Annotated in this window: 23 protein-coding genes; 5 read left to right on the plus strand and 18 right to left on the minus strand. The window is 69.7% G+C overall.

The annotated features are described in order from the left end of the window. Window positions 1-32 precede the first annotated feature (32 nt). A complete protein-coding gene (gene ubiD / locus I8J34_RS16485) occupies window positions 33-1,514 on the minus strand; it encodes a 4-hydroxy-3-polyprenylbenzoate decarboxylase (protein ID WP_214362729.1) in 1,482 nt (493 codons plus the stop codon). Between the two features lie 213 nt (window positions 1,515-1,727). Between ubiD and I8J34_RS16490 the strand changes: the two genes are divergently transcribed. After that, window positions 1,728-2,609 carry a PEPxxWA-CTERM sorting domain-containing protein gene (locus tag I8J34_RS16490; protein ID WP_214362730.1) on the plus strand — a complete coding sequence of 294 codons (882 nt, stop codon included), beginning with the start codon at window positions 1,728-1,730 and terminating at the stop codon, window positions 2,607-2,609. A gap of 68 nt (window positions 2,610-2,677) precedes the next feature. On the opposite strand, the gene ubiA is transcribed toward I8J34_RS16490, so the two are convergent. The 4 genes from ubiA to ridA form a co-directional block, all read right to left on the minus strand. Beyond that, window positions 2,678-3,550: a 4-hydroxybenzoate octaprenyltransferase gene (ubiA, locus tag I8J34_RS16495; protein ID WP_214362731.1), complete on the minus strand. Its 873-nt coding sequence runs from the start codon at window positions 3,548-3,550 to the stop codon at window positions 2,678-2,680. Next, window positions 3,547-4,119 carry a chorismate--pyruvate lyase family protein gene (locus I8J34_RS16500; protein ID WP_214362732.1) on the minus strand — a complete coding sequence of 191 codons (573 nt, stop codon included), beginning with the start codon at window positions 4,117-4,119 and terminating at the stop codon, window positions 3,547-3,549. The genes ubiA and I8J34_RS16500 overlap by 4 nt, the downstream gene beginning before the upstream one ends. A gap of 166 nt (window positions 4,120-4,285) precedes the next feature. Next, window positions 4,286-6,355 carry an ATP-dependent DNA helicase RecG gene (recG, locus tag I8J34_RS16505; RefSeq protein WP_214362733.1) on the minus strand — a complete coding sequence of 690 codons (2,070 nt, stop codon included), beginning with the start codon at window positions 6,353-6,355 and terminating at the stop codon, window positions 4,286-4,288. Between the two features lie 23 nt (window positions 6,356-6,378). Beyond that, a complete protein-coding gene (ridA, locus tag I8J34_RS16510) occupies window positions 6,379-6,759 on the minus strand; it encodes a deaminase RidA (RefSeq protein WP_214362734.1) in 381 nt (126 codons plus the stop codon). A 116-nt stretch (window positions 6,760-6,875) separates the two neighbouring features. Between ridA and I8J34_RS16515 the strand changes: the two genes are divergently transcribed. Next, complete coding sequence (locus tag I8J34_RS16515; RefSeq protein WP_214362735.1) at window positions 6,876-7,205, plus strand: tetratricopeptide repeat protein; 330 nt, start codon at window positions 6,876-6,878, stop codon at window positions 7,203-7,205. A gap of 3 nt (window positions 7,206-7,208) precedes the next feature. Here the strand turns inward: I8J34_RS16515 and fliW are convergent, their stop codons facing one another. From fliW to I8J34_RS16535, 4 genes are read right to left on the minus strand one after another with little or no spacing between them, the layout of a single operon-like run. Next, complete coding sequence (gene fliW, locus I8J34_RS16520) at window positions 7,209-7,646, minus strand: flagellar assembly protein FliW (protein ID WP_214362736.1); 438 nt, start codon at window positions 7,644-7,646, stop codon at window positions 7,209-7,211. Window positions 7,647-7,701: 55 nt separating this feature from the next. Then, on the minus strand, window positions 7,702-8,403 hold the full coding sequence (locus I8J34_RS16525; protein WP_214362737.1) for an SPOR domain-containing protein: 702 nt from the start codon (window positions 8,401-8,403) through the stop codon (window positions 7,702-7,704). Then, on the minus strand, window positions 8,400-8,945 hold the full coding sequence (locus I8J34_RS16530; protein WP_214362738.1) for a DUF2802 domain-containing protein: 546 nt from the start codon (window positions 8,943-8,945) through the stop codon (window positions 8,400-8,402). The genes I8J34_RS16525 and I8J34_RS16530 overlap by 4 nt, the downstream gene beginning before the upstream one ends. Window positions 8,946-8,947: 2 nt before the next feature. Beyond that, on the minus strand, window positions 8,948-10,240 hold the full coding sequence (locus I8J34_RS16535) for an O-acetylhomoserine aminocarboxypropyltransferase/cysteine synthase family protein (protein ID WP_214362739.1): 1,293 nt from the start codon (window positions 10,238-10,240) through the stop codon (window positions 8,948-8,950). A gap of 83 nt (window positions 10,241-10,323) precedes the next feature. Between I8J34_RS16535 and I8J34_RS16540 the strand changes: the two genes are divergently transcribed. Beyond that, a complete protein-coding gene (locus I8J34_RS16540) occupies window positions 10,324-11,103 on the plus strand; it encodes a YdcF family protein (RefSeq protein ID WP_214362740.1) in 780 nt (259 codons plus the stop codon). Here the strand turns inward: I8J34_RS16540 and I8J34_RS16545 are convergent. The 6 genes from I8J34_RS16545 to I8J34_RS16570 all read right to left on the minus strand — a co-directional run bounded on the left by I8J34_RS16545 (window position 11,066) and on the right by I8J34_RS16570 (window position 20,453). Next, window positions 11,066-12,373 (minus strand): cystathionine gamma-synthase family protein, encoded by a 1,308-nt coding sequence (locus I8J34_RS16545; RefSeq protein ID WP_214362741.1) that lies wholly within the window; start codon window positions 12,371-12,373, stop codon window positions 11,066-11,068. The two genes, I8J34_RS16540 and I8J34_RS16545, sit on opposite strands and share 38 nt — an antisense overlap. A 103-nt stretch (window positions 12,374-12,476) precedes the next feature. Then, on the minus strand, window positions 12,477-13,814 hold the full coding sequence (locus tag I8J34_RS16550) for a DUF3999 domain-containing protein (protein ID WP_214362742.1): 1,338 nt from the start codon (window positions 13,812-13,814) through the stop codon (window positions 12,477-12,479). Further along, window positions 13,811-16,564 (minus strand): DUF2339 domain-containing protein, encoded by a 2,754-nt coding sequence (locus I8J34_RS16555; protein WP_214362743.1) that lies wholly within the window; start codon window positions 16,562-16,564, stop codon window positions 13,811-13,813. The genes I8J34_RS16550 and I8J34_RS16555 overlap by 4 nt, the downstream gene beginning before the upstream one ends. Window positions 16,565-16,579: 15 nt before the next feature. After that, window positions 16,580-18,457 (minus strand): MFS transporter, encoded by a 1,878-nt coding sequence (locus I8J34_RS16560; protein ID WP_214362744.1) that lies wholly within the window; start codon window positions 18,455-18,457, stop codon window positions 16,580-16,582. Then, window positions 18,454-19,707 (minus strand): amidohydrolase family protein, encoded by a 1,254-nt coding sequence (locus tag I8J34_RS16565; RefSeq protein WP_214362745.1) that lies wholly within the window; start codon window positions 19,705-19,707, stop codon window positions 18,454-18,456. Before I8J34_RS16565 ends, I8J34_RS16560 begins: the two co-directional genes overlap by 4 nt. Next, window positions 19,704-20,453: a helix-turn-helix domain-containing protein gene (locus tag I8J34_RS16570; RefSeq protein ID WP_214362746.1), complete on the minus strand. Its 750-nt coding sequence runs from the start codon at window positions 20,451-20,453 to the stop codon at window positions 19,704-19,706. Before I8J34_RS16570 ends, I8J34_RS16565 begins: the two co-directional genes overlap by 4 nt. A gap of 288 nt (window positions 20,454-20,741) precedes the next feature. Between I8J34_RS16570 and I8J34_RS16575 the strand changes: the two genes are divergently transcribed. Beyond that, window positions 20,742-21,581: a PEP-CTERM sorting domain-containing protein gene (locus I8J34_RS16575; RefSeq protein ID WP_214362747.1), complete on the plus strand. Its 840-nt coding sequence runs from the start codon at window positions 20,742-20,744 to the stop codon at window positions 21,579-21,581. 72 nt (window positions 21,582-21,653) lie between these two features. On the opposite strand, the gene I8J34_RS16580 is transcribed toward I8J34_RS16575, so the two are convergent. Both I8J34_RS16580 and I8J34_RS16585 read right to left on the minus strand, forming a co-directional pair. Next, window positions 21,654-22,412 (minus strand): DUF3750 domain-containing protein, encoded by a 759-nt coding sequence (locus I8J34_RS16580; RefSeq protein ID WP_214362748.1) that lies wholly within the window; start codon window positions 22,410-22,412, stop codon window positions 21,654-21,656. A gap of 97 nt (window positions 22,413-22,509) precedes the next feature. Next, window positions 22,510-23,400 (minus strand): LysR family transcriptional regulator ArgP, encoded by an 891-nt coding sequence (locus I8J34_RS16585; protein WP_214362749.1) that lies wholly within the window; start codon window positions 23,398-23,400, stop codon window positions 22,510-22,512. Window positions 23,401-23,517: 117 nt separating this feature from the next. Between I8J34_RS16585 and I8J34_RS16590 the strand changes: the two genes are divergently transcribed. Then, window positions 23,518-24,126: a LysE/ArgO family amino acid transporter gene (locus I8J34_RS16590; RefSeq protein WP_214362750.1), complete on the plus strand. Its 609-nt coding sequence runs from the start codon at window positions 23,518-23,520 to the stop codon at window positions 24,124-24,126. A gap of 7 nt (window positions 24,127-24,133) precedes the next feature. Here I8J34_RS16590 and I8J34_RS16595 read toward each other — a convergent pair whose 3' ends face one another. Continuing rightward, entirely contained in the window at window positions 24,134-24,934 is an 801-nt protein-coding gene (locus tag I8J34_RS16595) for an enoyl-CoA hydratase/isomerase family protein (RefSeq protein WP_214362751.1), read from the minus strand. Window positions 24,935-25,002: the final 68 nt, after the last annotated feature.

Consider the following 25,002-nt stretch of genomic DNA (forward strand, 5'->3'; position numbering starts at 1 on the left):
CAGATCAAGTCGCCGACACGCTTTGCCATGATCTACAGACCGAGCCGATCCCACAATGCATCCACCCGCGCCTTGACCGCCGCGTCCATGACGATCGGCCGGCCCCACTCACGGTGCGTCTCGCCCGGCCACTTGTTGGTGGCGTCGAGGCCCATCTTGGAGCCGAGGCCGGACTCGGGGCTGGCGAAATCGAGGTAGTCAATCGGGGTGTTGTCGACCAGCACGGTGTCGCGCGTGGCGTCGATGCGGGTGGTCATGGCCCAGATCACCTCTTTCCAGTCACGGGTGTCCACATCATCGTCCACCACGATGATGAACTTGGTGTACATGAACTGGCGCAGAAAGCTCCAGATGCCGAACATCACGCGCTTGGCATGGCCGGGGTAGGCCTTCTTGATGCTGACCACCGCCAACCGGTAGGAGCAGCCCTCGGGCGGCAGGTAGAAGTCGACGATCTCCGGAAACTGCCGCTGCAGCAGCGGCACGAAGACCTCGTTGAGCGCCACGCCGAGCATGGCCGGTTCGTCGGGCGGCTTGCCGGTGTAGGTGCTGTGGTAGATCGGCTCGCGGCGCATCGTGATGCGCTCGATGGTGAACACCGGGAACGGCGCCTGCTCGTTGTAGTAGCCGGTGTGGTCGCCATAGGGGCCTTCGAGCGCGGTCTCGCCGGGGTGGATCACGCCTTCGAGCACGATCTCCGCCGAGGCGGGCACCTGCAGGTCCGAGCCCTTGCACTTGACCAGCTCGGTCTTGCTGCCGCGCAGCAGGCCGGCGAACTGGTATTCGGAGAGCGAATCGGGCACCGGCGTCACCGCGCCGAGGATGGTGGCCGGGTCGCAGCCGAGCACCACCGCCACCGGGAAGGGCTCGCCGGGGTGCGCCTTCTGGTGATCGCGAAAATCCAGCGCGCCGCCGCGGTGCGCCAGCCAGCGCATGATCACCTTGTTCGGCCCGATCACCTGCTGGCGGTAGATGCCCAGGTTCTGCCGTTTCTGGTTCGGCCCGCGGGTCACCACCAGCCCCCAGGTGATCAGCGGCGCGGCATCGCCCGGCCAGCAGTGCTGGATCGGCAGGCGCGCCAGATCGACCGCGTCGCCCGTCCATTCCACCTCCTGGCAGGGCGCCGAGCGCACCTCCTTGGGCGACATGTTGAGCACCTGGCGGAACATCGGCAGCTTCTCCCAGGCATCGCGCAGGCCCTTGGGCGGCTCGGGCTCCTTGAGGAAAGCGAGCAGCCGGCCGACCTCGCGCAGCTGGGTCGTCCAGTCGCCCTCCACGCCCATGCCCAGCGCGACGCGCTCGGGGGTGCCGAACAGATTGGCCAGCACCGGCATGGCCTGCGGCACACCGCGGGTGGTCGGCTTTTCGAAGAGCAGTGCCGGCCCGCCGGCGCGCAGCACGCGGTCTGCGATTTCGGTCATTTCCAGATGCGTATCCACCGGCACGGTGATCCGCTTGAGTTCGCCGCGCGCCTCGAGCTGGTCGATGAAGTCGCGCAGATCCTTGTAACGCATGAGCTCGTTCCGATTGAAGGCTGAGGCGGATTATAGGCGCTCGGCGCGATGCCGACGCGCCGCACACCGGCGCCCCGCCGGCCCGCGTCCGGCCCGCCGCCTTACGCGCGGATACAACTGTTCGTCGGCCACACCCTTTCCCGAGTCGATGTTTTCTGCCACGCTTACGTCCAACGTCATACGCCAAAACCATACTCCCTCGAGAGGCACTCCATGCGCAGAACCCTGCTGGCCGCCACCGCCCTGGCCCTCGCCGCAAGCTCGGCACAGGCCATCACCATCGAATTCGACTACACCTACGACACCGGCAACTTCTTCACCGGCGCCCACCGGTCGGTGCTGGACGCCGTGGCCACCGAGTTCGGCGGCCGGCTGACCGACTCGCTGGCCGCCATCACGGTCGGTGGCGTCAACCGCTTCCAGCCCGAAGTCGGCCTGATCACTGGCGAGAGTTCGACGCTCGCGCCCAGCCAGTCGATCCCCGAAGACACGCTGCGCATCTTCGTCGGCGCCCGCCCCCTCGCCGGCAATACGCTCGGCGCCGGCGGCAACGGCTATTCCGCCGCGGGCACGAACAGCTTCCTGACGAGCATCCAGAATCGCGGCCAGGCCTTGCCGCAGGGCGTCGACTACGGCCCCTTCGGCGGCGCCATGGTGTTCGACTCCGGCGCCGCCTGGTATCTGGACGACGACATCACCACCGTCGAGGCCTTTTCCAGTTTCGACTTCTATTCGGTGGTCATCCACGAACTGGGCCATGTGCTCGGCGTCGGCACCTCGGCGCCCTGGACCAACCAGCGCAACGGGCTGAGCTTTACCGGCGACGCCGCCATGGCGAGCTACGGCGGGCCGGTGCCGCTCGACGACGCGGGCCACCTGCTCAAGAGCATCGACTCGACCTTCATGGGCTCGCTGCAGGAACCGGCGCTCACCCCGTCGATCACCGCCGGTCAGCGTAAGTACTTCACCGACCTGGACTGGGCCCTGCTCAGCGATGTGGGCTGGCAAGTGGCGGCAATCCCCGAGCCCGAAACCTGGGCCATGATGCTGGCCGGCCTCGGCCTGCTCGGCTGGCGCCTGCGCCGGCGCGCCTGACCCGGCGCCACACGACAAAAAGGCCACCCGTTGCGGTGGCCTTTTTTGTGGCATCGGCAAAGCGGGGCTCAGCCCATCGGCGTGATCCAGTAGTCGAGCACCAGGCCGGTAAAAATCGCGAAGCCGATCCAGTTGTTGTGCAAGAAGGCGCGGAAGCAGCGGTCGCGATCGCGGTCGCGGATCAGGGTGTAGTGATAGCCCGTGATCGCCGCCGCCGCGACCAGGCCCAGCGCGTAGAACACACCGCGCCCCATGGCCACGCCGACCCCGGCCATCAGGGCGAGAAAGAGGCCGTAGCAGAGCATCACCGCCAGCACGTCGAAGCGACCGAAGGTGATGGCCGAGGTCTTGATGCCGATCTTCAGATCGTCGGGGCGGTCGACCATGGCGTATTCGGTGTCGTAGGCCATGGCCCAGAACACGTTCGCCACCAGCATCACCCAGGCCACCGGCGGCACGGTGTACTGGATGGCGGCAAAGGCCATCGGGATGCCGAAGCCGAAGGCCACGCCGAGGTAGGCCTGCGGAATCGACAGAAAGCGCTTGGTGAAGGGATAGCTGGCCGCCAGGAACAGCGCCGGCACCGACAACCAGCGCACCAGCGGATGCAGCGGCAGGATCAGTGCGAAGGCGGCCAGCGCCAGACCGCCGGCCAGCAGCAAGGCCTCGGTAGTCCCGATCTGGCCGGTCGCCAGCGGGCGGTGGCGGGTGCGCTCGACATGGCCGTCGAAATCGCGGTCGGCATAGTCGTTGATGACGCAGCCGGCCGAGCGCATCAGCACCGTGCCGAGCACGAAGATCCACACGACGAAGCCCGACGGATGGCCCATGCCGGCGAACCACACGCCCCACAGCGTCGGCCACATCAGCAGCAGGATGCCGATCGGCTTGTCCAGCCGCATCAGCCGCTCGTAGATTCGCAGGCGCTCGGAAAGGGTCATGGGGCAAGCGTCAGAATGGTTGGCAGAAACACCTCGCTCACCAGCAAGGCGCGCCCGCGCAGGCGGAACAGCGAACGGCGGGCCCACAGGCTGGCCGGCAGGCGAAGCTGGCCGCTGATCAGGTGCATGGCGCGATGATAGCGCGCATCGCGCACATCGAGCCGTGTGCAGCGCAAGGGCTGGCGGACGATGCGCGGATCGGAGAACAGCGCCGCGCCCAGCGGCCGGCTGCCGATGCCGTGGAACAGGCGCCACGCGCCGCGCAGGTTGTGCCGCGGCAGCACCGAGCGCGCATACACCACCGGTACCCCGTCGGCCAGCAGCAGCACCTCGCGCAGCCAGGCACGGGCACCGGGGCGCAGGCCGAGCAGCTCGGCCTCGTCCGGATGCGGGCGCATCGGCGCCTGGCGCACCACCCGCACCTCGAAGCGTTCGCAGCGCGCCCGGATGCGAGCCGTGAGCGAGCCCGGATCGAGCAGCCATGGCCGCAGGCGCGGGCGCACCGTGGCCCGCGGCGGATGCGCGAGCCAGTCGTCACGGGTCGGGCGGGTGCGGAGGATCTGGGTCATGGGGGTGCGGCGCGCATCTTACCGCGTTCGCGGGGGCGAGGCATTGATGCGGGCATGGCTTCGCCCAGGCGTCCCGACACGTTGTAGGGCGGAAAAGCGTAGCGCCTTCCGCCGACCCGCATGGCTCAAGCGCTCGAGGTGGCGGAAGGCGCGACGCTTCTCCGCCCTACGCACGCAACAGGCTTTCGCGGCCGGCGACCCAGCGCTGCATGATCGCCTCGGCCAGCGGTGCCTGTTCGCGCAAGAGGGCTTCGGCGAGGTCGCGCGCCTGCTCGACGAGATCGCCGTCGTTTTCGAGGTCGGCGTAGCGCAAGAGCGGCACACCGCTTTGCCGGGCACCGACGAACTCACCCGGCCCACGGATGCGCAGGTCCTCGCGGGCGATCATGAAGCCGTCGGTGTGTTCGTAGATCACCTTCAGCCGCGCCCGCGCCGTCTCCGACAAGGCGTTGCCGAACAACAGGATGCACACCGACTCGGCCGTGCCGCGCCCGACCCGGCCGCGCAGCTGGTGCAGCTGGGCCAGGCCGAAGCGCTCGGCATGCTCGATGATCATCAGGCTGGCGTTGGGCACGTCCACCCCCACCTCGATGACCGTGGTGGCCACCAGCAGATGCAGCTCGCTGGCGGCGAAGGCGGCCATGGTGGCGCGCTTCTCCTCGGCCTTCAGGCGGCCATGCACCAACCCGACCTTCAGCTCGGGCAACTGCTCGCTGAGCCGGGCGTGGGTGTCGATGGCGGTCTGCAGGTCGAGCGCCTCGGACTCTTCGACCAGCGGGCACACCCAGTAGGCTTGACGCCCCTCGGCGCAGGCATCGCGCACTCGGCCGAGGACTTCGTCGCGGCGCGCGTCCGACACCAGCTTGGTGAGGATCGGGGTGCGCCCCGGCGGCAACTCGTCGAGCACCGACACGTCGAGGTCGGCGTAGTAGCTCATGGCCAGGGTGCGCGGGATCGGCGTGGCCGACATCATCAACATGTGCGGGCTGGCCGCGCCGCCCTTCTCGCGCAGCGCCAGGCGCTGGCGCACGCCGAAGCGGTGCTGCTCGTCGACCACCGCCAGGCCGAGTCGCGGCAAGGCCACCGGATCTTCGATCAGCGCATGGGTGCCCACTGCCAGCATCGATTCGCCGCTCATCAGCCGGGCAATCGCCGCTTCGCGCTGCTTCTTGGTGAGGCTGCCGGCGATCCATTCCACCGCCACCCCCAGCGGCGCCAGCCAGGCCGAGAGCTTGAGATAGTGCTGCTCGGCAAGGATTTCCGTGGGCGCCATCAGCGCCGCCTGCCAGCCGGCCTCGACCGCGCGCAGCATGGCCAGCGCGGCGACGATGGTCTTGCCGCTGCCCACGTCGCCCTGCAGCAGGCGCTGCATCGGGTGGGCCTCGGCCAGATCGGCGCAGATCTGGGTATCGGCGCGCTGCTGGGCGCCGGTGAGCGCAAACGGCAGGCCGGCCAGCAAGGCGCTGCGCAGCCCGTCGTCACCGCGCAGCGGCGGCGCGGTGCGGGCGCGGCGGGCGGCATGGGCTTTGCGCAGCGACAGCTGCTGCACCAGCAATTCTTCGAACTTGATGCGCTGCCAGGCGGGGTGACGATGCTCGACCAGCGCCGCGGCGTCTGCCTCGGGCGGCGGCAGATGCAGCAGGCGCACCGCCTCGGGCAGGGGCATTAGCCGCAGCATGCGGCGCACCGCCTCGGGCAGCAGCTCCTCCAGGCGATGGCTGTCGAGCGCCCGGCCGATGAGTTTGCGCAGCGCGCTCTGCGCCAGACCGGCGGTGGTCGGGTAGATCGGCGTGAGCGCCGTGGGCAGCGCCTCGCCCTCGCCCACCGTGCGGATGCGCGGGTGGATCATCTCGGCGCCGAAGATGCCGGTGCGCGCCTCGCCGAACAGGCGCACCCGCTGGCCGACGGTGAGCTGCTTTTGTTGCTGGGGGTAGAAATGCAGCAGGCGCACGGTGAGGCTGCCGGTGGCGTCCTGCACCTGGGCCACCAGTTGGCGGCGCCCGCGGATGCGCACCTCGCAATCGGTCACCACGCCCTCGACCTGCAGCGGCGCCCCGCCGCGCAATTCGGCGATACCGACGCAGACGGTTTCGTCCTCGTAGCGCAGCGGCAAGTGGAGGACCAGATCCTGCGGGCCGCGGATGTCGAGCTTGGCCAGGCGGCCGGCCAGCTGCGGGCCGACGCCGGGCCAGCCGGCCCGCGGTGCCGGCGCGGTGGCCACCTTGTTGGCAGGCATGCGCGGGCCGCGGAGCGTGCGAATCAGTCGATGACGAGGATCGCGTCGGCCTCGACCACCGCGCCCTTGGGCAGCTCCTTGACGCCGACCGCGGCACGCGCCGGATAGGGCTGATCGAAGTAGCGCGCCATCACCTCATTCACCTTGGCGAAATTGGCCAGGTCGGTGAGGTAGATGGTCAGCTTGACCGCATCGGCCAGCGAGCCGCCGGACGCCTCGGCCACCGCCTTGAGGTTGTCGAACACGCGCACGGTCTGTGCCTCGAAGCCCTCGGCCATCTCCATGCTCGCCGGGTCGAGCCCGATCTGGCCGGAGATGTACACCGTGTTGCCGGCACGCACGGCCTGGGAATAGGTGCCGATGGCCGCCGGGGCGTTGGAGGTGGCGATGGTCTGTTTGCTCATGAATCGGACTCCTGATAGTGACGAAAGCCGGCGGGCGCAAACCCCGTCGGCCGGTGTGCCGCATTGTACCCGCCAGCGCGGGCGAACCTTCGGCGCGCGCGCCGGTCCATGTCGCCATGGATACCAACGCACAGATTTCCCGCCTCAGCGCCATGCTCGGCGGCCCGCATGACGGCCCGCTATTGCGCTTCGGCCTGGGCAACGCCTGCCTGCAGGCGGGCCGGCCGACCGAGGCCATCGAGCACTACCGCGCCTGCCTGGCACGCGACGAGGGCTTTTCGGCCGCCTGGAAGCAGCTCGGCAAGGCGCTGGCCGCCGAGGGCCAGGCGGCCGAAGCGCTCGCCGTCTATCGCCGGGGGCACCAGATCGCCACCGACAAGGGCGACCTCCAGGCGGCGAAGGAAATGGCCGTGTTCATCCGCCGCCTGGAAAAGGCCGGCGAATGAGCCTCACTGACCGCGCAGGGTGATCTCGCAGCCGACCTGTTCGAGCACCTTCTGGATGCCGCGGCGCGTCACGGTGTTGATCACCAGCGGCGCCATGAAGTTGGCCTTGAGCCCGGCATCGGCCGGCGAGCCGGCATCGACCGCGGCCTGCCGCACGATGACCACCACGGTGGCATCCTCCGGCTTTTGCAGGCCGAGCGTGGCCACGTCGGCGTCTGACAGGGTCAGCTCGTAGTTGACGCCGAGCCCGGCCGGGTCGGTCACCGAGAAAACGGCGGCCGGATCCTCCACACCCTGCATCTGCAGCACCTTGCCGCCATCGCCGGCCTGGAGGAAGGCGAAGCGCTTGCATGCCTCGAAACCGGGCAGGCCGGCGGGAAAGTCGAAGATCTGATCGGCATTGACGTCGATCGATCCAAAAGCAGCGCTTTCAATCAGCATGTTTCGTCTCCTCGTGGTGAAGCCATTGGCGACGGCACGGCCGTCGTCCGGGGAACTATTGCGCGCGCACCACCAGCCCCTTGCCGAGGCCGGACTTGAGCAGTTTCTCGCGCGCCGCGTCGGCGGCGGCGCGATCCTTGAACGGACCGACCACCACCCGGCTCTCGATATGCGCCTCGATGCCCATCGCCACGACCTTGTCATGGAGCGCCTGGGCGTTGTCGCTGGCACTGAACACGCCGAGTTGTACCAGATAACCCTGACGCGGCCGCGCGGCACCATCGGCGGCGGCCTTGGCCGGTTTGGGCGGCACCGCCGCCGGCGCCGGGTGCTCGGGGTCGACCACGGCCTTGCGGGCCGGCGCGTCTTCGCCCTTGAGCACCAGACGCGGGCTGCCGACCACCGCCGGTGGGGTTTCGTCGACCTGGGCCGGGGCCGTCACCACCGGCGGCAGATTGGCCGGCTCGACCGCCGCCGGCGTCACGCCTTCGCGCTCGGGCGCGCCGCCCTCGGCGGCCACGGCGGCTTCGACCTCGGCCGCGCTGGGCATCGGCGGCGCCCCGGCGGCCGGCCGCTCGGGCGGTGGCGGCGCCATCACCAGCGGCGGATTGGCCTCGGCATGCTCCTCACGCTGCTGGCTCTCGAACCAGGCCAATGCGGCCAGCAAGACCACGATCAAACCGCCGGCAATGCCCGCCCGGCGCAGCATCTGGCTGCGCAGTGCAACCGGCGGCGTGTCCTGTTTTGCGTCGCTCATCGCGTGTCCTCTCCGCCGGCGGCGGGGTCTTGGCCCAATGATTTGACCAGCTCGGCCTCGGCCACCGAGATGCTGCAGCGCTCGGCAATGTCCTCGGCCGTCATGCCGCGGCGCACCAGCGCCAACGCCTCGCCATAGAGCGGCGAGACGCGCTGGGCGGCCCGGGTGGCATCGAGCTGCGCCGCCTGTTCGCTGAGACTCTGGCGGATCACCAGCAACTCGGCACGCAGGTGATCGACCTCGCCGCGCAGCTGGGCGGCATCGCGGCGCAGCTGGCGCACTTCCAGTGCCAGGCCGAAGTCGCCGCCCGCCGCGGCGCTGTCGGCCGGGGCTGCGGCGGACAATGCCACGGCATCGTCGCCGTCATCGCCTGCCGCTTCGTCGGTGGTGGCGACATCGGCCGCCGACGAGGGGGCCGCTGCCTCGTCCTCCTTGCCCTCGGCGGCGCTGCCGTCCTTGACGCTCATCGCCCGGATCAGCTGGAACACCAGGTACACCGCCAGCACGGCCACGGCAATCAGCAGGCCTTCACGCGCGCCCATGCTCAATGCCCCTTGCCGGCCTGGGCCAGCGCCTGATCGAGATCCCACAGGATGTCGGCCTCGGTTTCGATGCCCACCGACAGGCGCACCATGTCGGGCGGCACACCGGCGGCGCGCTGCTCGGCCTCCGACAGCTGGCGATGGGTGGTCGAAGCCGGATGGATGACCAGGGTCTTGGCATCGCCGACATTGGCCAGGTGGCTGATCATCTGCACCGCGTTGATGAAGCGCTCGCCCGCCGCCTGCCCGCCGACGATGCCGAAGCTGAGGATGCCGCCGGCGCCTTTGGGCAGGTAGCGCTGCGCCAGCGCGTGGTCGGGGCTGTCGGCCAGGCCCGGATAGTTCACCCAGGCCACCTGCGGATGCGCGGCGAGAAAGGCCGCGACTGCCTGCGCGTTGGCCACATGGCGGTCCATGCGCACCGGCAGGGTTTCCAGGCCCTGCAACAGCATGAAGGCGCTGAAGGGCGACAGCGCCGGGCCGAAGGTGCGCAGGGTTTCCATGCGCGCCTTCATGGTGAAGCCGAAGTCGCCGAAGGTCTCGTAGAAATTGACGCCGTGATAGCCGCGCGAGGGCTCGACCATCTGCGGAAAACGGCCGTTGTCCCACGGAAACTTGCCGGACTCGACGATGACCCCGCCCATGGTGGTGCCGTGGCCGCCGATGTATTTGGTGGCCGAGTGGATGACGATGTCGGCGCCATGCTCGATGGGCCGGCACAGGTAGGGCGAGGCCAGCGTGTTGTCGATCACCAGCGGCACGCCGGCGGCATGGGCGACGTCGGCGATCGCGCTCAGGTCGAACACGTTGAGGCCGGGGTTGCCGATGATCTCGCCGTACACAGCCTTCGTGCGCTCGGTGATCGCGGCGCGGAAGGCGTCCGGGTCGGCCGGGTCGACGAAATGGGTGGCGATGCCCAGCTTGCGCAGGCTCACGTCGAGCTGCGAGTAGCTGCCGCCATACAGCGTACGCGCGGCGACGATCTCGTCGCCGGCCTCGCACAGGGTCAGCAGCGCCACCATCTGCGCCGACAGCCCCGAGGCGGTGGCCAGCGCCGCCCGCCCGCCTTCGAGCGCGGCCATGCGCTCTTCGAAGGCGGCCACGGTGGGGTTGGCGATGCGCGAATACACATTGCCGAAGGTCTGCAGATTGAACAGCGCCGCGGCATGCTCGGGCGAATCGAAGACGAAGGAGGTGGTCTGGTAGATCGGCATCGCCCGCGCGCCGGTGGCGGCATCGGGCTGCTGGCCGGCATGCAGGCAAAGGGTTTCGATACCGTAGCGGTGATCGGGCATGGTGTCGGCCGGCAAATCCGGCAGCGGTGAACTTAAGCGAGGATAATACTGGCGGCATCCACCAACCACAACGCGCCCCGTCCATGGAACCGCAACTGATCGCCTTCTGGGCCAAGAAAGTCCTCGCCCTGCTGATTCTGCCGCCGGCCGGCCCGCTGCTCCTGATCGGGCTCGGCCTGCTGCGCACCCGCCTGCGGGCGCTGGCCTGGGCCGGCTGGCTCTATGCGCTGGCGGTGTCGATGCCGATCAGCGTCAACTGGCTGGCCGCAAGGCTGGAGACCGCGCCACCGATCTCGGACGCCGCACTGGCGCAGACCCAGGCCATCGTGGTGCTCGGCGCCGGCGTGCGCGACTATGCGCCGGAGTTCGGCCACCCGACGGTCAACCGCCTGGCGCTCGAACGCCTGCGCTACGGCGCCCGGCTGGCGCGCGAGACCGGGCGGCCCTTGCTGCTCGCCGGCGGCGCCCCCGCAGGCCGGATCCCCGAAGCGCTGATGATGTACGAGGCGATGGAGACGGACTTCGGCATTGCCGTGCGCTGGATCGAGGCCACTTCGCTCGACACCCGCGACAACGCCAATCACTCGGCGCAGATCCTGCGCGCCGAGGGCATCGAGCACATCGCCCTGGTGACGCATGCGGCGCACATGCCGCGCGCGCAGGCGGCCTTCGAAGCCGCCGGCCTGCGCGTGACGCCGGCGCCGACGGCATGGCTGTCCAACCCCGACCCCGAGATCCAGTTCGCCGACTTCATCCCCAACGCCAAGAGCACCTACGCCGGCTGGTTTGCCGTGCACGAATGGGTCGGCGCGCTGGCCTACCGCTTCACGGCACCACCGCCCCCGGCCCCAGCGCCACGGTGAGCGCGCCGGCCAGATCGGCGATCAGGTCGTCCTCGTGCTCGAGGCCGATCGACAAACGCACCAAGCCGTCGACCACCCCCGAGCGCGCGCGCAGTTCGGGCGCCACGCCCGAGTGCGTGGTCGAGGCCGGATGGCAGACCAGCGACTCGCTGCCGCCCAGGCTCACCGCCGAGCGGAACAGACGCAGCGCATTGATGAAACGGAAGGCCGCCGCCTGCCCACCACCGAGCACCAGCGAGAAGGTCGAGCCGGCGCCCTGGCACTGCCGGGCATAGACCGCGCGGTAGCGCGCATCGTCGATGTGTTCCGGATGCAGCACCTCGATGACATGGCGCGGATGGCCCGCCAGCCAGTCCGCCACGGCGCAGGCCGTGGCCTCCGCCCGGCGCATGCGCAGGCCGAGCGTCTCCATCGAGCGGGCGAGCAGCCACGCCGACTGCGGATCGAGCATGCAGCCGGTGGTCGAGCGCCACTGGCGCAGCGGCTGCAGATGCTCGACGCTGCCGCTGATGCCGCCGCCGAGCAGATCGCTGTGGCCGCCCACGTACTTGGTCAGCGCCGTCACCACCAGGTCGATGCCATGGCGCAGCGGTTGCTGGAACAACGGGCCGAGCAGCGTGTTGTCGCAGATCGACAGCGGCCGGTAGCCGTGGCGCGCGGCGAAATCCGACAAGGCAGCATCGACCGCTGCCAGATCGACCAGCGCATTGACCGGATTGGCCGGCGTCTCGATGAAAAAGACGCCCACCCGCCCACGCGCCGCGGCCGTCTCCAGCGCCGAGGCCATCTGCGTTTGCGACAGGCCGTCGTCGAAGGCGGTGGCGCCCACGCCCCAGGCCGCCAGCTGCTTGCCGATCAAGGTTTCGGTGCCGCCATACAGCGGCCGGCTGTGCACGATCTGCTCGCCCGGGCGCAGGGAGGCGAACAGCGCCGTGCTGATCGCCGCCATGCCGCTCGCCGTCACCAGCGCCGCCTCGGCACCGTCGAGCGCCGCCAGACGCGCCTCGACCAGTTGCAGATTGGGATGATCGAAACGGCCATAGACCAGGCCGCCGTCGCCCTCGGCCGGCGCCGGTGCGCGCCCGGCCGCCACGTCGAAGAAGGCCGCGCCCTCCTCCGCGCTGCCAAAGACGAAGGTCGAACTGTGATAGACCGGCATCTTGATCGCGCCGCGGGCCCGGGCGGGATCATGGCCATGGCTGACCATCAAGGTATCGGGATGCAGCGGTTCCTGACCGGGGGGCGTGGGATGGCGGCGGGAGTCCGGCATGCTGACCTCAGCGAAACGTCATAAACCGTCCAGCGTGCGCGCCCGGTGACGCCGGCACAAGACACACCTGATGCCAATCGGCGACAACATTGTCCAGCGCCTCTCAGGTCTCGTCCTGCCCGGCGCGCATCTCGCGCCACAGACTGCGCGCCATCGCGCCGAGCACCGCCACCGCGATCAGCAGCACCGCCCACAGCAGCCACAGGCGGCCGCTGTGCCAAGGCGCGGTGTCCCGCGCGACCGCGTCGGCCGGCTGCGGCGCCGGCAGCACCTGCGCACGGACCGGCACGGCAGCCCCTTCGGTGCCGTAGCCCGGCACCACCTGCCCGGGTCTCAGCCACGCCGACGGCGCATCCGCATCGCCCATCGCCAACGTGAACGGGCCGGCCCCGCGAGCGACGAAGACCACCGTCTCGGGCACCCAGCCCAGCGCCAGGCGCGGCAGGTCCGCGGTGCCGGGCGCAGCGTCGGCCGCCACCTGCCACAGCGGATCGCGCGTGAGAGCCACGCCGGTCGGCGCGCCCTCCTCCGTCGCCCCACCCTGCTGCTGCAGCCGATAGCCGACCGTGCGCGCCCGCCACTGCCAGCGGGCACTGACCGCCGGGCGGGACGACACCGTTGCCGACACCACATCGTTGTCGCCGGCCGGCACCAGCCGCACCGCATCGACCGGGAAGAGGCCGGGCGACACATAGTCGATGCGCATCCCGTCCACCTGCCCCGCCAGCGTCAGCCACTCGCGTGCCGGCCGCCCGACATGGCGCTGGCTGACCAGCGTGGCCTGCGTGAGCGCCACCGTCGGCGGCGCGCCGTCCCAGTCCACGCGCAGATAGCGCGCCTTGACGCCGGACAGCGGCACGCGATCCTGGACGATGCGCGCCTCGCCCTCGCCGATGGCCAGCACCGGCACGTTGCGCGCCACCGTGCGCCAGGTGGACAGATCGTCCGAGGCGCGCACCCGCACCGCCGCCTCGAAGGGCGTCGGCGCCGACCAAGCCAGCACCAGCGCGTCGATCGGCGCCTCGAAATCCTTCACCGCCAGCAGATAGCCGTTCTGGCGGGCAACGCCCGGCACCACCGCCGAGCCCTCGACCTCGACCCGCACGCTCCCGCCGGCGCGCGATACCACCACCGAGTCCGGGCCCGGCACCACCACCGGCGGCATCGCCACCAGCGGGCGCTCGACGCGCAGCGCCTGCGTGTCGCCCTGCGGCGGCAGGCGTGCCATCGGCAGGGCGTCGCCGGCCGCGTTGAAGATGCGCACATCGGCCAGATCGCTGCGGCGCAGCGCGCGATAGGCCTCGGCCGGCAAGGCGATCTGCAGCAAGCCGGCCTCCACCGGCGCCTCGATCGGCAGTTGCAGCGCGAAATCGGCCGGCGCTGGCGGCGCCGCCATGGCGGGCGCCATCACCAGCAAGCACAGCCACGGAGATAGCTTCATGCGTTTTGCTCCCGTGCCGGCGGCAAGGGCGAGAAATAGCCCACCACCAGCAACACCACCCCGGCACCGAGGAAGGAGACGATGCGCGCCACCGTGCCGGTGCTGGCCATGTCCACCAGGAAGAGTTTGGCCACCACCACGCCGAGCAGCGCCGCGCCGACCATCCACAGCGTGCGCCGCCGGCCGCGGCTGGCGACAAAGGTCAGCGCCAGCCCGAGCAGCCCCCAGCACAGCGACACGCTGGCCTGCACGGTATCGCTGGCGAACATCGCCGCCTCGTCCCACGGCACGCCGGCCAGGTGATGCACGGTGCGCAGCAAGGCGCCGTTGGCAAGCAGGAAGCCGACCGCCGCCAGCGCCTTGACCAGCGTGTCGCGCTGCGCCGGCGTCCCGGCCATGCCGTGCCGCCCCCGGAACACCGCCAGCAGCAACACGCCCATGCTCAGATCCAGCGGATTGAGCACCGGCACATACGGCAGTGGCGCCACCTCGCCGCCACCGGCCAGGCTCACCCACACGGCGGCCCCGAGGCCGGCCACCGCCAACCCTGCCGCACCCAGGCCCAGGTAAGCCTGGGGCCACGCCAGCAAGGGCCAGCGCCCGCGCCGGGCCAGCCACTGCAGGCCGATCAGCGCCAGCGCGGCCACCGCCAGCACCGCGGCATGGGCCCAGCTGACACCGGCGACCGCCCCATCGACCAGGTCGCCGGCCGCCCAGGCCAGCGCCAGGCTCGACAGCCACAGGCCGGCGGTATGCCCGGTCCCCAGCCGCTTGGCGAGCGCCGGTGCCGCTTCGGCGCGGCGCAAGGCGAACAGCGCCGAGGCGACGGCCAGCGGCCAGGCCAGCAGGCCCCAGTCGGCCAGCGGGTGGGTGCTGGCATGCAGCAATGTGAGCAGCAGCGACAGCGCCATGCCCGGCAACGCCAGCAAGGCCGGCCCGTGCAGCTCGGGCCAGGCCAGGCGGCGGGCCGCCACGCTGGCCAGCGCGCCGCTGGCGGCAAAGAACAGCAGCGCCGCGGCGGCCATCTGCCGGTTGTTGAACCAGGCGTCGAGCTCGCTCATGCCGCCGGCCAGCCACCACAGCGTGGCCCACACCAGCAGCGACGGCGCGGCCACCGACAACAGACGCGGCCAGCGCTCGCGGCCGGCGGCGGCAAAGCGACTGCTGAAAAAGCCGGCCAGCGCGATCAGCGCGGCGCCGACACACTGGCTGTTGAGCACCGGCCAGACACGGCCGAAGCCGTCCAGCCCGCCGTCGGAGACGAAGAAGGCACCGGCGGCCAGTTGCAGCGCCAGGCCCGAGGCCATGGCCAGCTTGCGCGACTGGCGCGTGCCCACCCACAGCAGCGCCGCGCCCTCCATGGCCCAGGCGGCGGCCGTCCATTGGCCATCGACCGCCAGCGGAATGGTCAGCGTGAGAAAGGCGACGCCGAGCGCGAGGAAGGCTTCAACCAACAGCCGCAACGTCGGCCGCGCCCGGCCATGCAGCCAGCGCGCCAGCAGCACGTAGAAGGCCCCGAGCGCCAGCGCGCTCGCCGCCAGGCCATAGGGCATGCCCTCGACCAGCGCCGCCTGCAGGCCGAAGCCAACCACCGGGGTGCCGAACACCAGGGTGCCATCGACATAGTCCTTGAGCGAGGGCGCGCTGCGCCAGGCGTAGAGCACGGCGGCAGCCACGTACATCAGCACGAAGGCGACCAGGAAGGGCTCGGTGCTGGCGAACAGCGCCGGCTGGTAATCACGCGCGCCCCAGGCCAGGGCGATCGAAAAGGTGAAGGCGAAGCCGACCAGATTCAGCACCCGCCAGGCTTTGTGCCAGGCCATGAATAGCAGGCCGGCGTTGAGCAGCAGGTAGTAGCCGAACAGCAGCACATGGCTGCCCTGCCCGGTGGAGGCCAGGATCGGCGCCATGAAACCGCCGGCGATGCCGATCACCGCCAGCGCCTGCGCGTTCTGCCACAGCGCCAGCGCGGCGGCAAAGAGCACGACGGCCAGCAACAGCGCAAAGCCGAGCGTGGGCGGAATCAGCTGGTAGAGGCGCATGGCGGCGAAGATGGTCAGATACAGCACGCCGACGCCACCGCCTTGCAGGCTCAAGGCATAGCCGCTGCGCTGTCGGCGCAGGCGCCAGCCGAGCACCAGCAGCGCAATCCCGCCGGTGGCGATGCCGGCAAGGCGGAATTCGACCGGCAGCAGGCTGTTGTCGACCGCGTAGCGCGCCAGGAAGGCGAGGCCGAAGAACAGCACCAGCAGACCGACACGCACCACGGTGTTGCCACCGAGCAGCCAGGCGCGGGCGGTGTCGTAGAGTTGGTCGAGCGTGCCGGGCGCGCGTGCGACCGGGGCATGCCGCTCGGGCACCGGCTCGCCGCGCCGGGCGGCCAGCACGTCGGCACCACGACGGCGCACCGGGGCGGGTGGCGGACTCGATGGCACGGGCGGCACGGCCGCCTCGGTGGCCGGCACATCGATGTCACGCGGCACGATGACGGGGGCGGGTGCGGGCGCGGGCTCGGGCAGGGTCGCCGCAGGCGTAGCGCCGTCGGCGCGCAGTTGGGCCACGGTCTGCTCCAGCAGGGCGACCCGCGCCTCGAGCTGCGCCAGGGCCGCGGCATCGGCCTTCGGCTTGCGCGTGAAGAACTGGATCGCCGCACCGACGACCGCACCGATCAGCGCGCCACCGATCGCCTCGTCCAGCCCGCTGTCGAGGCCGGCCAGCGCGCCCAGCACCAATCCTGCAATGATCCACATACCCGTTTCCTGTTGTTATCGCTGATCGCCGCGCAGCGCGGCCACGGTGTCCTGCAGGGCGTCGACCCGCAGCTCGGCCGGCGCCACCGGCGTACCGGCCACCAGCGCAATGCGGTTGAACAGCCCGCGCCGGAAAGGCCGGCGCATGGCCGGGCCGTCCTTGCGGCTGAAAGTGCTGCCCCACAGCCCACGCAGCGCCATCGGCACCACCGGTACCGGGGTGCGCTCGACGATGCGTTTGATGCCGGGGCGGAAGGGCTTCATCTCGCCGGTGTCGGTGATGCGCCCCTCGGGGAAGAGCCCGACCAGCTCGCCGGCGGCCAGCGCCTCGGCCACGGTGTCGAAGGCCTTTTCCATCATCACCGGGTCTTCCTTGGCCGGCGCGATGGGAATCGCGCGGCTGGTGCGGAAGACGAAGGAGAGAATCGGCCAGCGGAAGATGTGATGATCCATCACGAAACGGATCGGTCGGCGGCAGGCGGCCATGATCACCAGCGCATCGACGAAGCTCACATGGTTGGCCACGATGACTGCCGGGCCGCTCTCGGGGATCTGCTCCTCGCCCCTCACCTCGAGCCGGTACACGGTGTGCACCAGCAGCCAGACGATGAAGCGCAGCAGGAACTCGGGCACCAGGGTGTAGATGTAGACCGCCACGCAGGCGTTGAGGATGGCGGTCATCAGAAACAACTGGGCGATCGACACCCCGGCTGCCAGGAGCCCGGCGCCCAGGCCGGCGGCCACCACCATGAACAGCGCATTGAGGATGTTGTTGCCGGCGATGATGCGCGAGCGGTGCGAGGGCGCACTGCGGCTCTGAATGAGCGCATACAGCGGCACGATGAAGAAGCCGCCGAACAGGCCGATCATCAGCAGATCGAAGAGCACCCGCCAGGTGGCCGGCTGGGCCATCACGGTGGCGAAGGGCAGCGCCTCGCCCAAGGCGCCGGGCACCGGGCTGGCCCACCACAGGTCGAGCGCGAACAGGGAGAGGCCGATCGAACCGAAGGGCACCAGGCCGATCTCCACATGCCGGCCCGAGAGCCGCTCGCACAGCAGCGAGCCGGCGCCGATGCCGACCGAGAACACCGCCAGCAGCAGCGTCACCGCGTATTCGTCGCCGCCGAGCACGGTCTTGGCATAGCCGGGGAACTGCGACAGGAACAGCGCGCCGTAGAACCAGAACCAGGAGATGCCGAGCACCGACAGGAACACCGTGCGGTTGCTGCGGGTGAAGCCGATGGTGCGCCAGGTCTGGGTCAGCGGGTTCCAGTTGATGCGCAGCGCGGGGTCGGCCGCCGGCGCGCGCGGAATGCCGCGGCTGGCCAGGTAGCCGGCCAGCGCCACGGTCAGCACCGCCACCGACACCCATACCGTGCCCGCCGGCAGCGCGATCATCACCCCGCCGGCGATGGTGCCGATGAGGATGGCGATGAAGGTGCCCGACTCGACCAGCGCATTGCCGCCGACCAGCTCGGTCTCGGCCAGATGCTGCGGCAGGATGGCGTACTTGACCGGTCCGAACAGCGAGGACTGCGCGCCCATCAGGAACAGCGTGGCGAGCATCAAGGCCAGCGAATCGAGCGCGAAGGCGGTCGCCGCCAGCCCCATGATGCCGATCTCGGCCAGTTTGATGAGGCGCATCAGATGGCTCTTTTCGAACTTGTCGGCCAGTTGGCCGGCGGTGGCCGAGAACAGGAAGAAGGGCAGGATGAACAGCCCGGCCGCCAGGTTGACCAGCACCCCGGCCGACATCTCGGTATGGCGCGCCGCCTGGAAGGTGATGAGCACCACCAGCGCGTTCTTGTAGACGTTGTCGTTGAAGGCGCCGAAGAACTGGGTCAGGAAGAAGGGGAGGAAGCGGCGCTGGCGCAGCAGCGAGGACTGGGTCATGCGGGGCTCCGGTCGAAGAAGCGGCGGGTTTCGAAAATACCGTCGGCCAGGCGGGCGCCCCGGCTGCGCAACAGGCGTTTGAGCACCAGATCGAAGAGGATCGGATGGTGGTCGCGCAGGCGCTCGAGCAGCGGCACCGCGGCATCCACCAGCATGTCTTCGGCCGCCAGCTGCGCCGGCGACACCAGCGGCAGAATGCCGGGCAGCGGGTAGTCGGAGCCGAAGAGCAGCCGATTATGCCACTGTTGTTGCTCGACGATTTCACGCATCACCGACAGGTCGCGGTTGCGCAAGGTGATCGCGGAGATGTCGGCAAACAGGCGGTCCGCATGGGCCGGCTCGGCCATCAGGCGCTTGAACAGCGCGAAGCTGGGCACGCGCGGGCCGTGCTCACCACGGTCGAGGTCCACGTCCTCGCCAACGCTGGCGCAATGGGCCATCACCACCCGCACGCCAGCCTCCAGCGCGCGGCGCAGGCGCAGCGGATTGCCCCAGCCCGGATCACCCGGGCCGTGCACCGCGCGCTCCTCGCCGGCATGCGAAATCAACGGCAGGTCATGGCGCGCCAGCGCGGCATAGAAACGGTCGCACTGCGCGGAGGCGGGGTCGATGCCCATCGCCGGCGGCAGCCACTTGACCGCCCGCGCACCGCCGGCCACGGCGGCATCGAGCGCCTCGACCGCGTCCTCGCGATAGGGGTGGATCGAGCATACCCACTCGAAGCGCGCAGGGGCGGCGGCCGCCACCTGCCGCGCATAGGCGTCGGGCACATGAAAGGCCGACAGCGCCGGCTGGGCCACGCCGCGCGCATCGTGCGCCAGGTCGAAGGCGAAGAGCATCAGCTTGCAGCCGGTGGGCATGGCGTCCACCAGGTTCTCCAGGCGCGCCATGTAACTGGCATCCACCTGCCCCGGCGCGTCATGCACGCAGCCGGCATTGAGGTAGAAAAGGCGCTGCAGGTACTCGAGCGGATGCAACGGGCTGAGCATGGTCGGCGAAATGGTGATGCCGCTGCCGCCGTCGCCGATGCCGGCCAGATGCACATGGCAGTCCCACACCTGGGCCGGATCGAGGCCGTCCCAGGCGGCGCGCACCAACGGGTGCTCGGCGATCTCCGGCGGCAGCGCGGCATGGCAGGGGTTGACCAGGCGCGGACGGGCCAACTGCCAGCCCAATACGCCGGCCGCGCCGCCGGCCAGCGCGCCGAGCAGCAGGCGACGGCGCCCCGGCGACCGGGGCCGGTCACTCACGATGCTGCTCCCGGCCGCTGAAAGTCGCGCAGCGCCGGCATCAGCCAGGAACGCATGCCCACGACCAGCGTGAAGGGCTGGCGCTGATCGGCCGGCAGTTTCTGGTCGGCCAGGTGCTGATTGGAAAAGTCCTGGCACAGGCGGATCAGGCGGTCGCGGTAGGAGGCGGCCATCGATCGCCCGACCTCGCCGTGCACCACGGTCAGCAGCTCGGATTCGCCGTCGAAGCCGCCAGCGAAGTAGTCCTGCAGCACCTCGCGGCGAAAGAAGGCCATCACCGGCCCCTGCGGCAGCCAGCGGAAGCCCTTGGCCACCTTGAGGTGGTAGCGGTTGCCGGGGCGCAGGTCGATGATGCCGAGCCGGTCGAGTTGCGCCAGGCAGCGCACGCCCTCGGCCTCGCTCAAGGCATAGGCGGAAAGAATCTCGTCCAGGCTCATCTGGCTCATCACGCAGATGGCCACCAGCAGCAGCTGCCGGTCGGCCACCACCGCCTGCTCCTGTTCGAGCGACAACTGCTGAAGCTGGGGCTGGCTGTCGGCCACCTTGCGTGCCAGGTCGGCGAAGTCCAGCCCCAGCACCCGGCACACCGCATCGATGCGCGACAACGGCAGATCGCCGCTGGCGGAAAACAGGCGCTTGACGCTGGATTCGGCCAGACCGAGGCGCTCGGCCAGCATGGCGTAGGTCAGGCCTGCGGCCTTGAGTTCGGTCTTGAGTGTCTTGACGAGATCGGCGGTGGTGCTCATGGCGGTCTGGGAAGGAAAGTTGTGGGCAAAGTCTAATGAATAAAAACCAAAAACAAACAACTACGACAAAAGTACCGAAAATCGATACTTCTAGATGCCCCCCAAAGCCGCCCTCGCGTGACGAAAAAATTTACACCCCCTGGGCAAAAAGATCAGGGAGAGGAAATAAATTTATAAACAACAACGACTTAACAAATCGACACAAATCGGCATGCATCGTGCTTCTCAGTATCCACACGCAGGATATGGGCATTGCCCCCTGATCGGCACACACCAAGGAGATCCGCAATGAAACATGTCGCATTCGCCAAGACGGCACTGGCCGTCGCCGCCCTCGCCGCCGCCATGGGAGGCGCGCAGGCCGGCACCCTATACATCGGCGGCTGGAATACCGGCACGGTCTATTCGGTCGACCTGACGGCGCAGTCCGTGACGCCGCTGGTGGGCGGCTTCTCGCAGATCAGCGGGATGGAAGGCATCGGCAACGATCTCTATGTCTTCACACAGAGCAACGATGTCGTCTCCAAGATCGACCCGACCACGGGTGCGACGCTGACCACTTACAATCTGGGCGCCCTGGGCATCAACGTCACCGGCGAAGGCACCTTCGCCATGCACTCGGACCTCACCGGTTTCACGTCGAGCAGCTCCGGCTCGGTCGGCACGTATTACACCTTCGACCTGAATGCCAACACCGCCACCAACATCGGCACCGGCATTTCCTTCGACGGGGTCGATTACGCACCCAACGGCGTTCTCTACGGCCTGACCCAGAGCCCTTCCACCCCCGGCGGCTCGGAGCTTCGGATCATCGATCCGATGACCGGCACCACCCAGCTCGTCGGTAGCACCGGCATCTCGAGCAGCGCACTGGCCGGCCTGGTGGTGGCCGACGGCGACTTCATCGCCGCCATCGGCTCGAGCCTCTACCGCATCGACCCCTTCACCGCGGCGCCGACCTTCCTGTTCGATGCGGGCATCGGCGACATCTCCGGCGCGGCCTTCCTGGGCAGCACCAACCCCGGCGAAGATCCGAACCCGAACCCCATGCCGGAGCCGATGTCACTGGCCCTCTTGGGGCTTGGTCTGGCCGGCCTCGGTGCCTCGCGCAGATTCAGCAAGAAATAATCGGCAGGCATCACGACAAAACGCCCGACGCGCGCAACGCGGTCGGGCGTTTTTCATTGGCACAGCCTCCGCTCACTCGGGCCAGCCGAGGCGTCCGATGCCCGGCAGCTTGAGCGCCGGCGGCGACAGGTCGACGCCGAGCGACAAGCCGAGCAGGTTCACCTCCACGCCCTCTTCGACCGCCAGGGTCAGGCCGAGCAGACCGGCCAGGGACAGCTGAAAACCGCTGCCGCTGGGCGCGCTGGCCGCCAGCGCACCGCCGGGCAGGTAGTCCTTGCCGATCGCCGTCGGCGGCAGGTCCAGGCTGAGCTCCGGCACCGCGCGGCCCAGGTAGGCGATGAAGGTGTTGCTGTTGGGGCCAGGCCAGACGCGGTATTCGTGCCGGTAGGGATAGCCGTCGGCCGCCTCGCGCAGGCGTGCGATCAGCGCGTCCACCTCGGCGCCGCCGCGCACTTCGCGGATCAAGGTCGGCGCATTGCCATACCAGTAGCCATCGGGGATGCCGGTAGCCACGCGCACCGCGTCCTGCCCGCGCGACACGCCCCAGCCCACCACCTCGAAGCGGGTATAGGCCGGCGCGCCCTGCGCCTTGGCGGAAATCCAGGTGTGCACACCGAAGGCCCCGCGCCAGCGAAAGGCGCGGGCGGCATACACATGGATCACCGCCTCGGGGGTGGTCGCCGGATCAGGCGCCAACCCGGTGCTGTCGCGGCGGGCAGTGCGCCAGTCGGTCGCCTTCGCCCCATCGGCCACATGCATGCCGACCGCCCAGCCAAGCGGCGCCAGAAACGCCGCCAAAACAATGAACACGAGCCCGAACTTTCGCAGCATGGCGATCACGCCTCCCGATGAATTGACAGAGGGTTGGTCCTGCCAGGACGCCACAAGTTCGCGCCGGGCGCCCGTACTGGCCCGAGCGCGGCATCGCTCAGCGCGCGGCCAGCACCGCCCCGGCACCGGCCACCACGGCGTCGGCCAGCCGCGCCATGATCGGCGACTGCACCTGCCAGTGGTGCCAGAACAGCGCCACGTCCTCGTGATGGCCGGCCGCCACGCGGGTGAGCGCGCCCTCGGCGAGCGGCCGGGCGATCTGGATCTGCGGCACGAAGCCATAGCCGAGCCCGGCCTCGGCCATGGCACAGAAGCCCTCGGAAGACGGGATCACATGATGCGGATACTGCCCCGGCGCCAGCCCGAAGTGGCGCTGCAGGAAGGCATCATGCATGTCGTCATGGCGCCCGTAGATGATCGCCGGGGCGCGGGCCAGCGCGGCGCGGGTCAGCCCGTCGGGAAAGTGGCGGCGGCAGAAGGCCGGCGTCGCCACGCAGAGGTAGCGCATCGTCCCCAGCGCCCGCGCCACGCAGCCGCGCATCGGGTCGGACCGGGTGCTCACGCAGCCGAGCACCTCGCCGCTGGCCAGCAGGGCGTGGGTGTGGTCCTGGTCGTCCACCACGCAGTCGAGCACCAGCGCATCGGCCGCCACCACCGCCTGCACCGCCGGCAGGAACCAGGTCGCCAGGCTGTCGGCATTGACACCGACCGACAGGCGCACCGGCGCGCCATGGCCGTCACCGGCCAGCGCACGGGCGGCTTCAGCCTCGACCAGCCGCAACTGCGCCACATAAGGCAGCAGGCGCCGGCCCGCCGGGGTCGGCTGCACCGGCTTGCTGCGCACCAGCAGCACTTGGCCGAGTTCGGCCTCGAGCTGCTTGATGCGCTGAGAGACGGCGGATTGGGTGAGGTTCAGGCGCCGTGCGGCGGCCTCGAAGCTGCGCGCCTGGACGACGGCATCGAAGGCGAGATAGCGGGCATCTATCATTAGCAACTTTTCTCACAAATGAATTTATTTAATTTTCCTTAAATCTTGGCACGCCCCCCGTCGACAATCCACCCATCCCCGCCGGCAAGCGCCGGCCCCGGTTCCAGGAGAGTCGAGATGACGAGCGTTTTCTTCAGCGGTTTTGGTGTCACCGTCGGGCTGATCATGGCCATCGGCGCGCAGAATGCGCATGTGCTGCGCCAGGGCCTGCGCCGCGAGCATGTGCTGCTGACGGTGGCGGTGAGCGCCCTGTGCGACGCCGGCCTGATCCTGCTCGGCATGGCCGGTGTCGGCCCCTGGCTGAGCGCCAGCCCGACGGCCATGGACGTGGCCCGTATCGGCGGCGGGGTGTTCCTGCTGTGGTATGGCGCCCGCGCGGCCCGTGCCGCGTGGCGCGGCCAGCAGCTGTCGGTGGACAGCGCCGGTGCGCAGGCCTTGTCGCACCGCCAGGCGCTGGCCGCGGCGGCCGGCTTCAGCCTGCTCAACCCGCATGCCTACCTGGACACCGTGGTGCTGATCGGCGCGGTCGGCGCGCAACAGGTGGATGCCGCACGCCCGGTGTTCACCGCCGGTGCCGTCTGCGCCTCGATCGTGTGGTTCGTGCTGCTCGGCTATGGTGCCCGGCTGATGGCGCCGCTGTTTCGCCGGCCGGCCGCCTGGCGGGTGCTCGACGCGGCCGTGGCGCTGACCTTGTGGAGCATCGCCGCCAGTCTGCTGCTCAAGTGAGCGCCGTTCAGCGCCCCTGGAAGCCCGGCTTGCGCTTGCCCAGGAAGGCGGTCACGCCTTCGGCGAAGTCGGCAGTGGCGCTGCAGCGGGCAAAGGCTTCGGCCTCGCTCTGCAGCTGGGCTTCGATCTGGTTGTCGTCGCTGTCGGCGATCAGGCGCTTGAATTCGCTGTAGGCATGGCGCGGGCCGGCCTTGAGGCGGGCCGCCAGGGTGTCGACCGCGGCATCGAGCTCGCCGGCTGGCACCACGCGGCTGAGCAGGCCGAGGCGCAGCGCCTCGTCGGCCTTGAAGCGATCGGCCAACAGCAGCATCTCCAGCGCCTTGCGCCGGCCGACCAGGCGCGGCAGGAAATAGGACATGCCGCCATCCGCCGACAGACCGATTGCGGCATAGGCGGTGGTGAACACCGCGTCGTCAGCAGCGATGGCCAAGTCGCAACCGAGCATCAGCGACAGGCCGAAGCCGGCGCAGGCACCGCGCACCTTGGCGATCACCGGCTGGTGCAGGGACTGCAGGATCTCAACCGTGGGGTTGATGTGCTGCGCGATCATCGCCTTGAAGGTGGCCAGCCGCGCCTGCGGGCTCTGGCCGAGCTGGCGGGCGAAGTCGTTGATGTCGCCGCCGGCCATGAAATGCGCACCGGCGCCGGTCACCACCACCACGCTGACATCGGTGCGGGCCTTGAGCGCGCGGGCGGCGGCGGCCAGATCCTCCATCATTTCGAGTGATAGGGCGTTGAGCTGATCGGGGCGGTTGAGGGTGAGGGTCGCGACGCCGTCGGCGACGTCGAGCGTGGCGGTATGGGCCATGAAGCTTCCTTCGTCATCGTTCTGGAACGGGCCGGGGCCGGGCAGCGCCGCCCCGGTGTCTGTTCGAA

This window comes from Denitromonas iodatirespirans (assembly GCF_018524365.1).
GTDB lineage: Bacteria > Pseudomonadota > Gammaproteobacteria > Burkholderiales > Rhodocyclaceae > Nitrogeniibacter > Nitrogeniibacter iodatirespirans.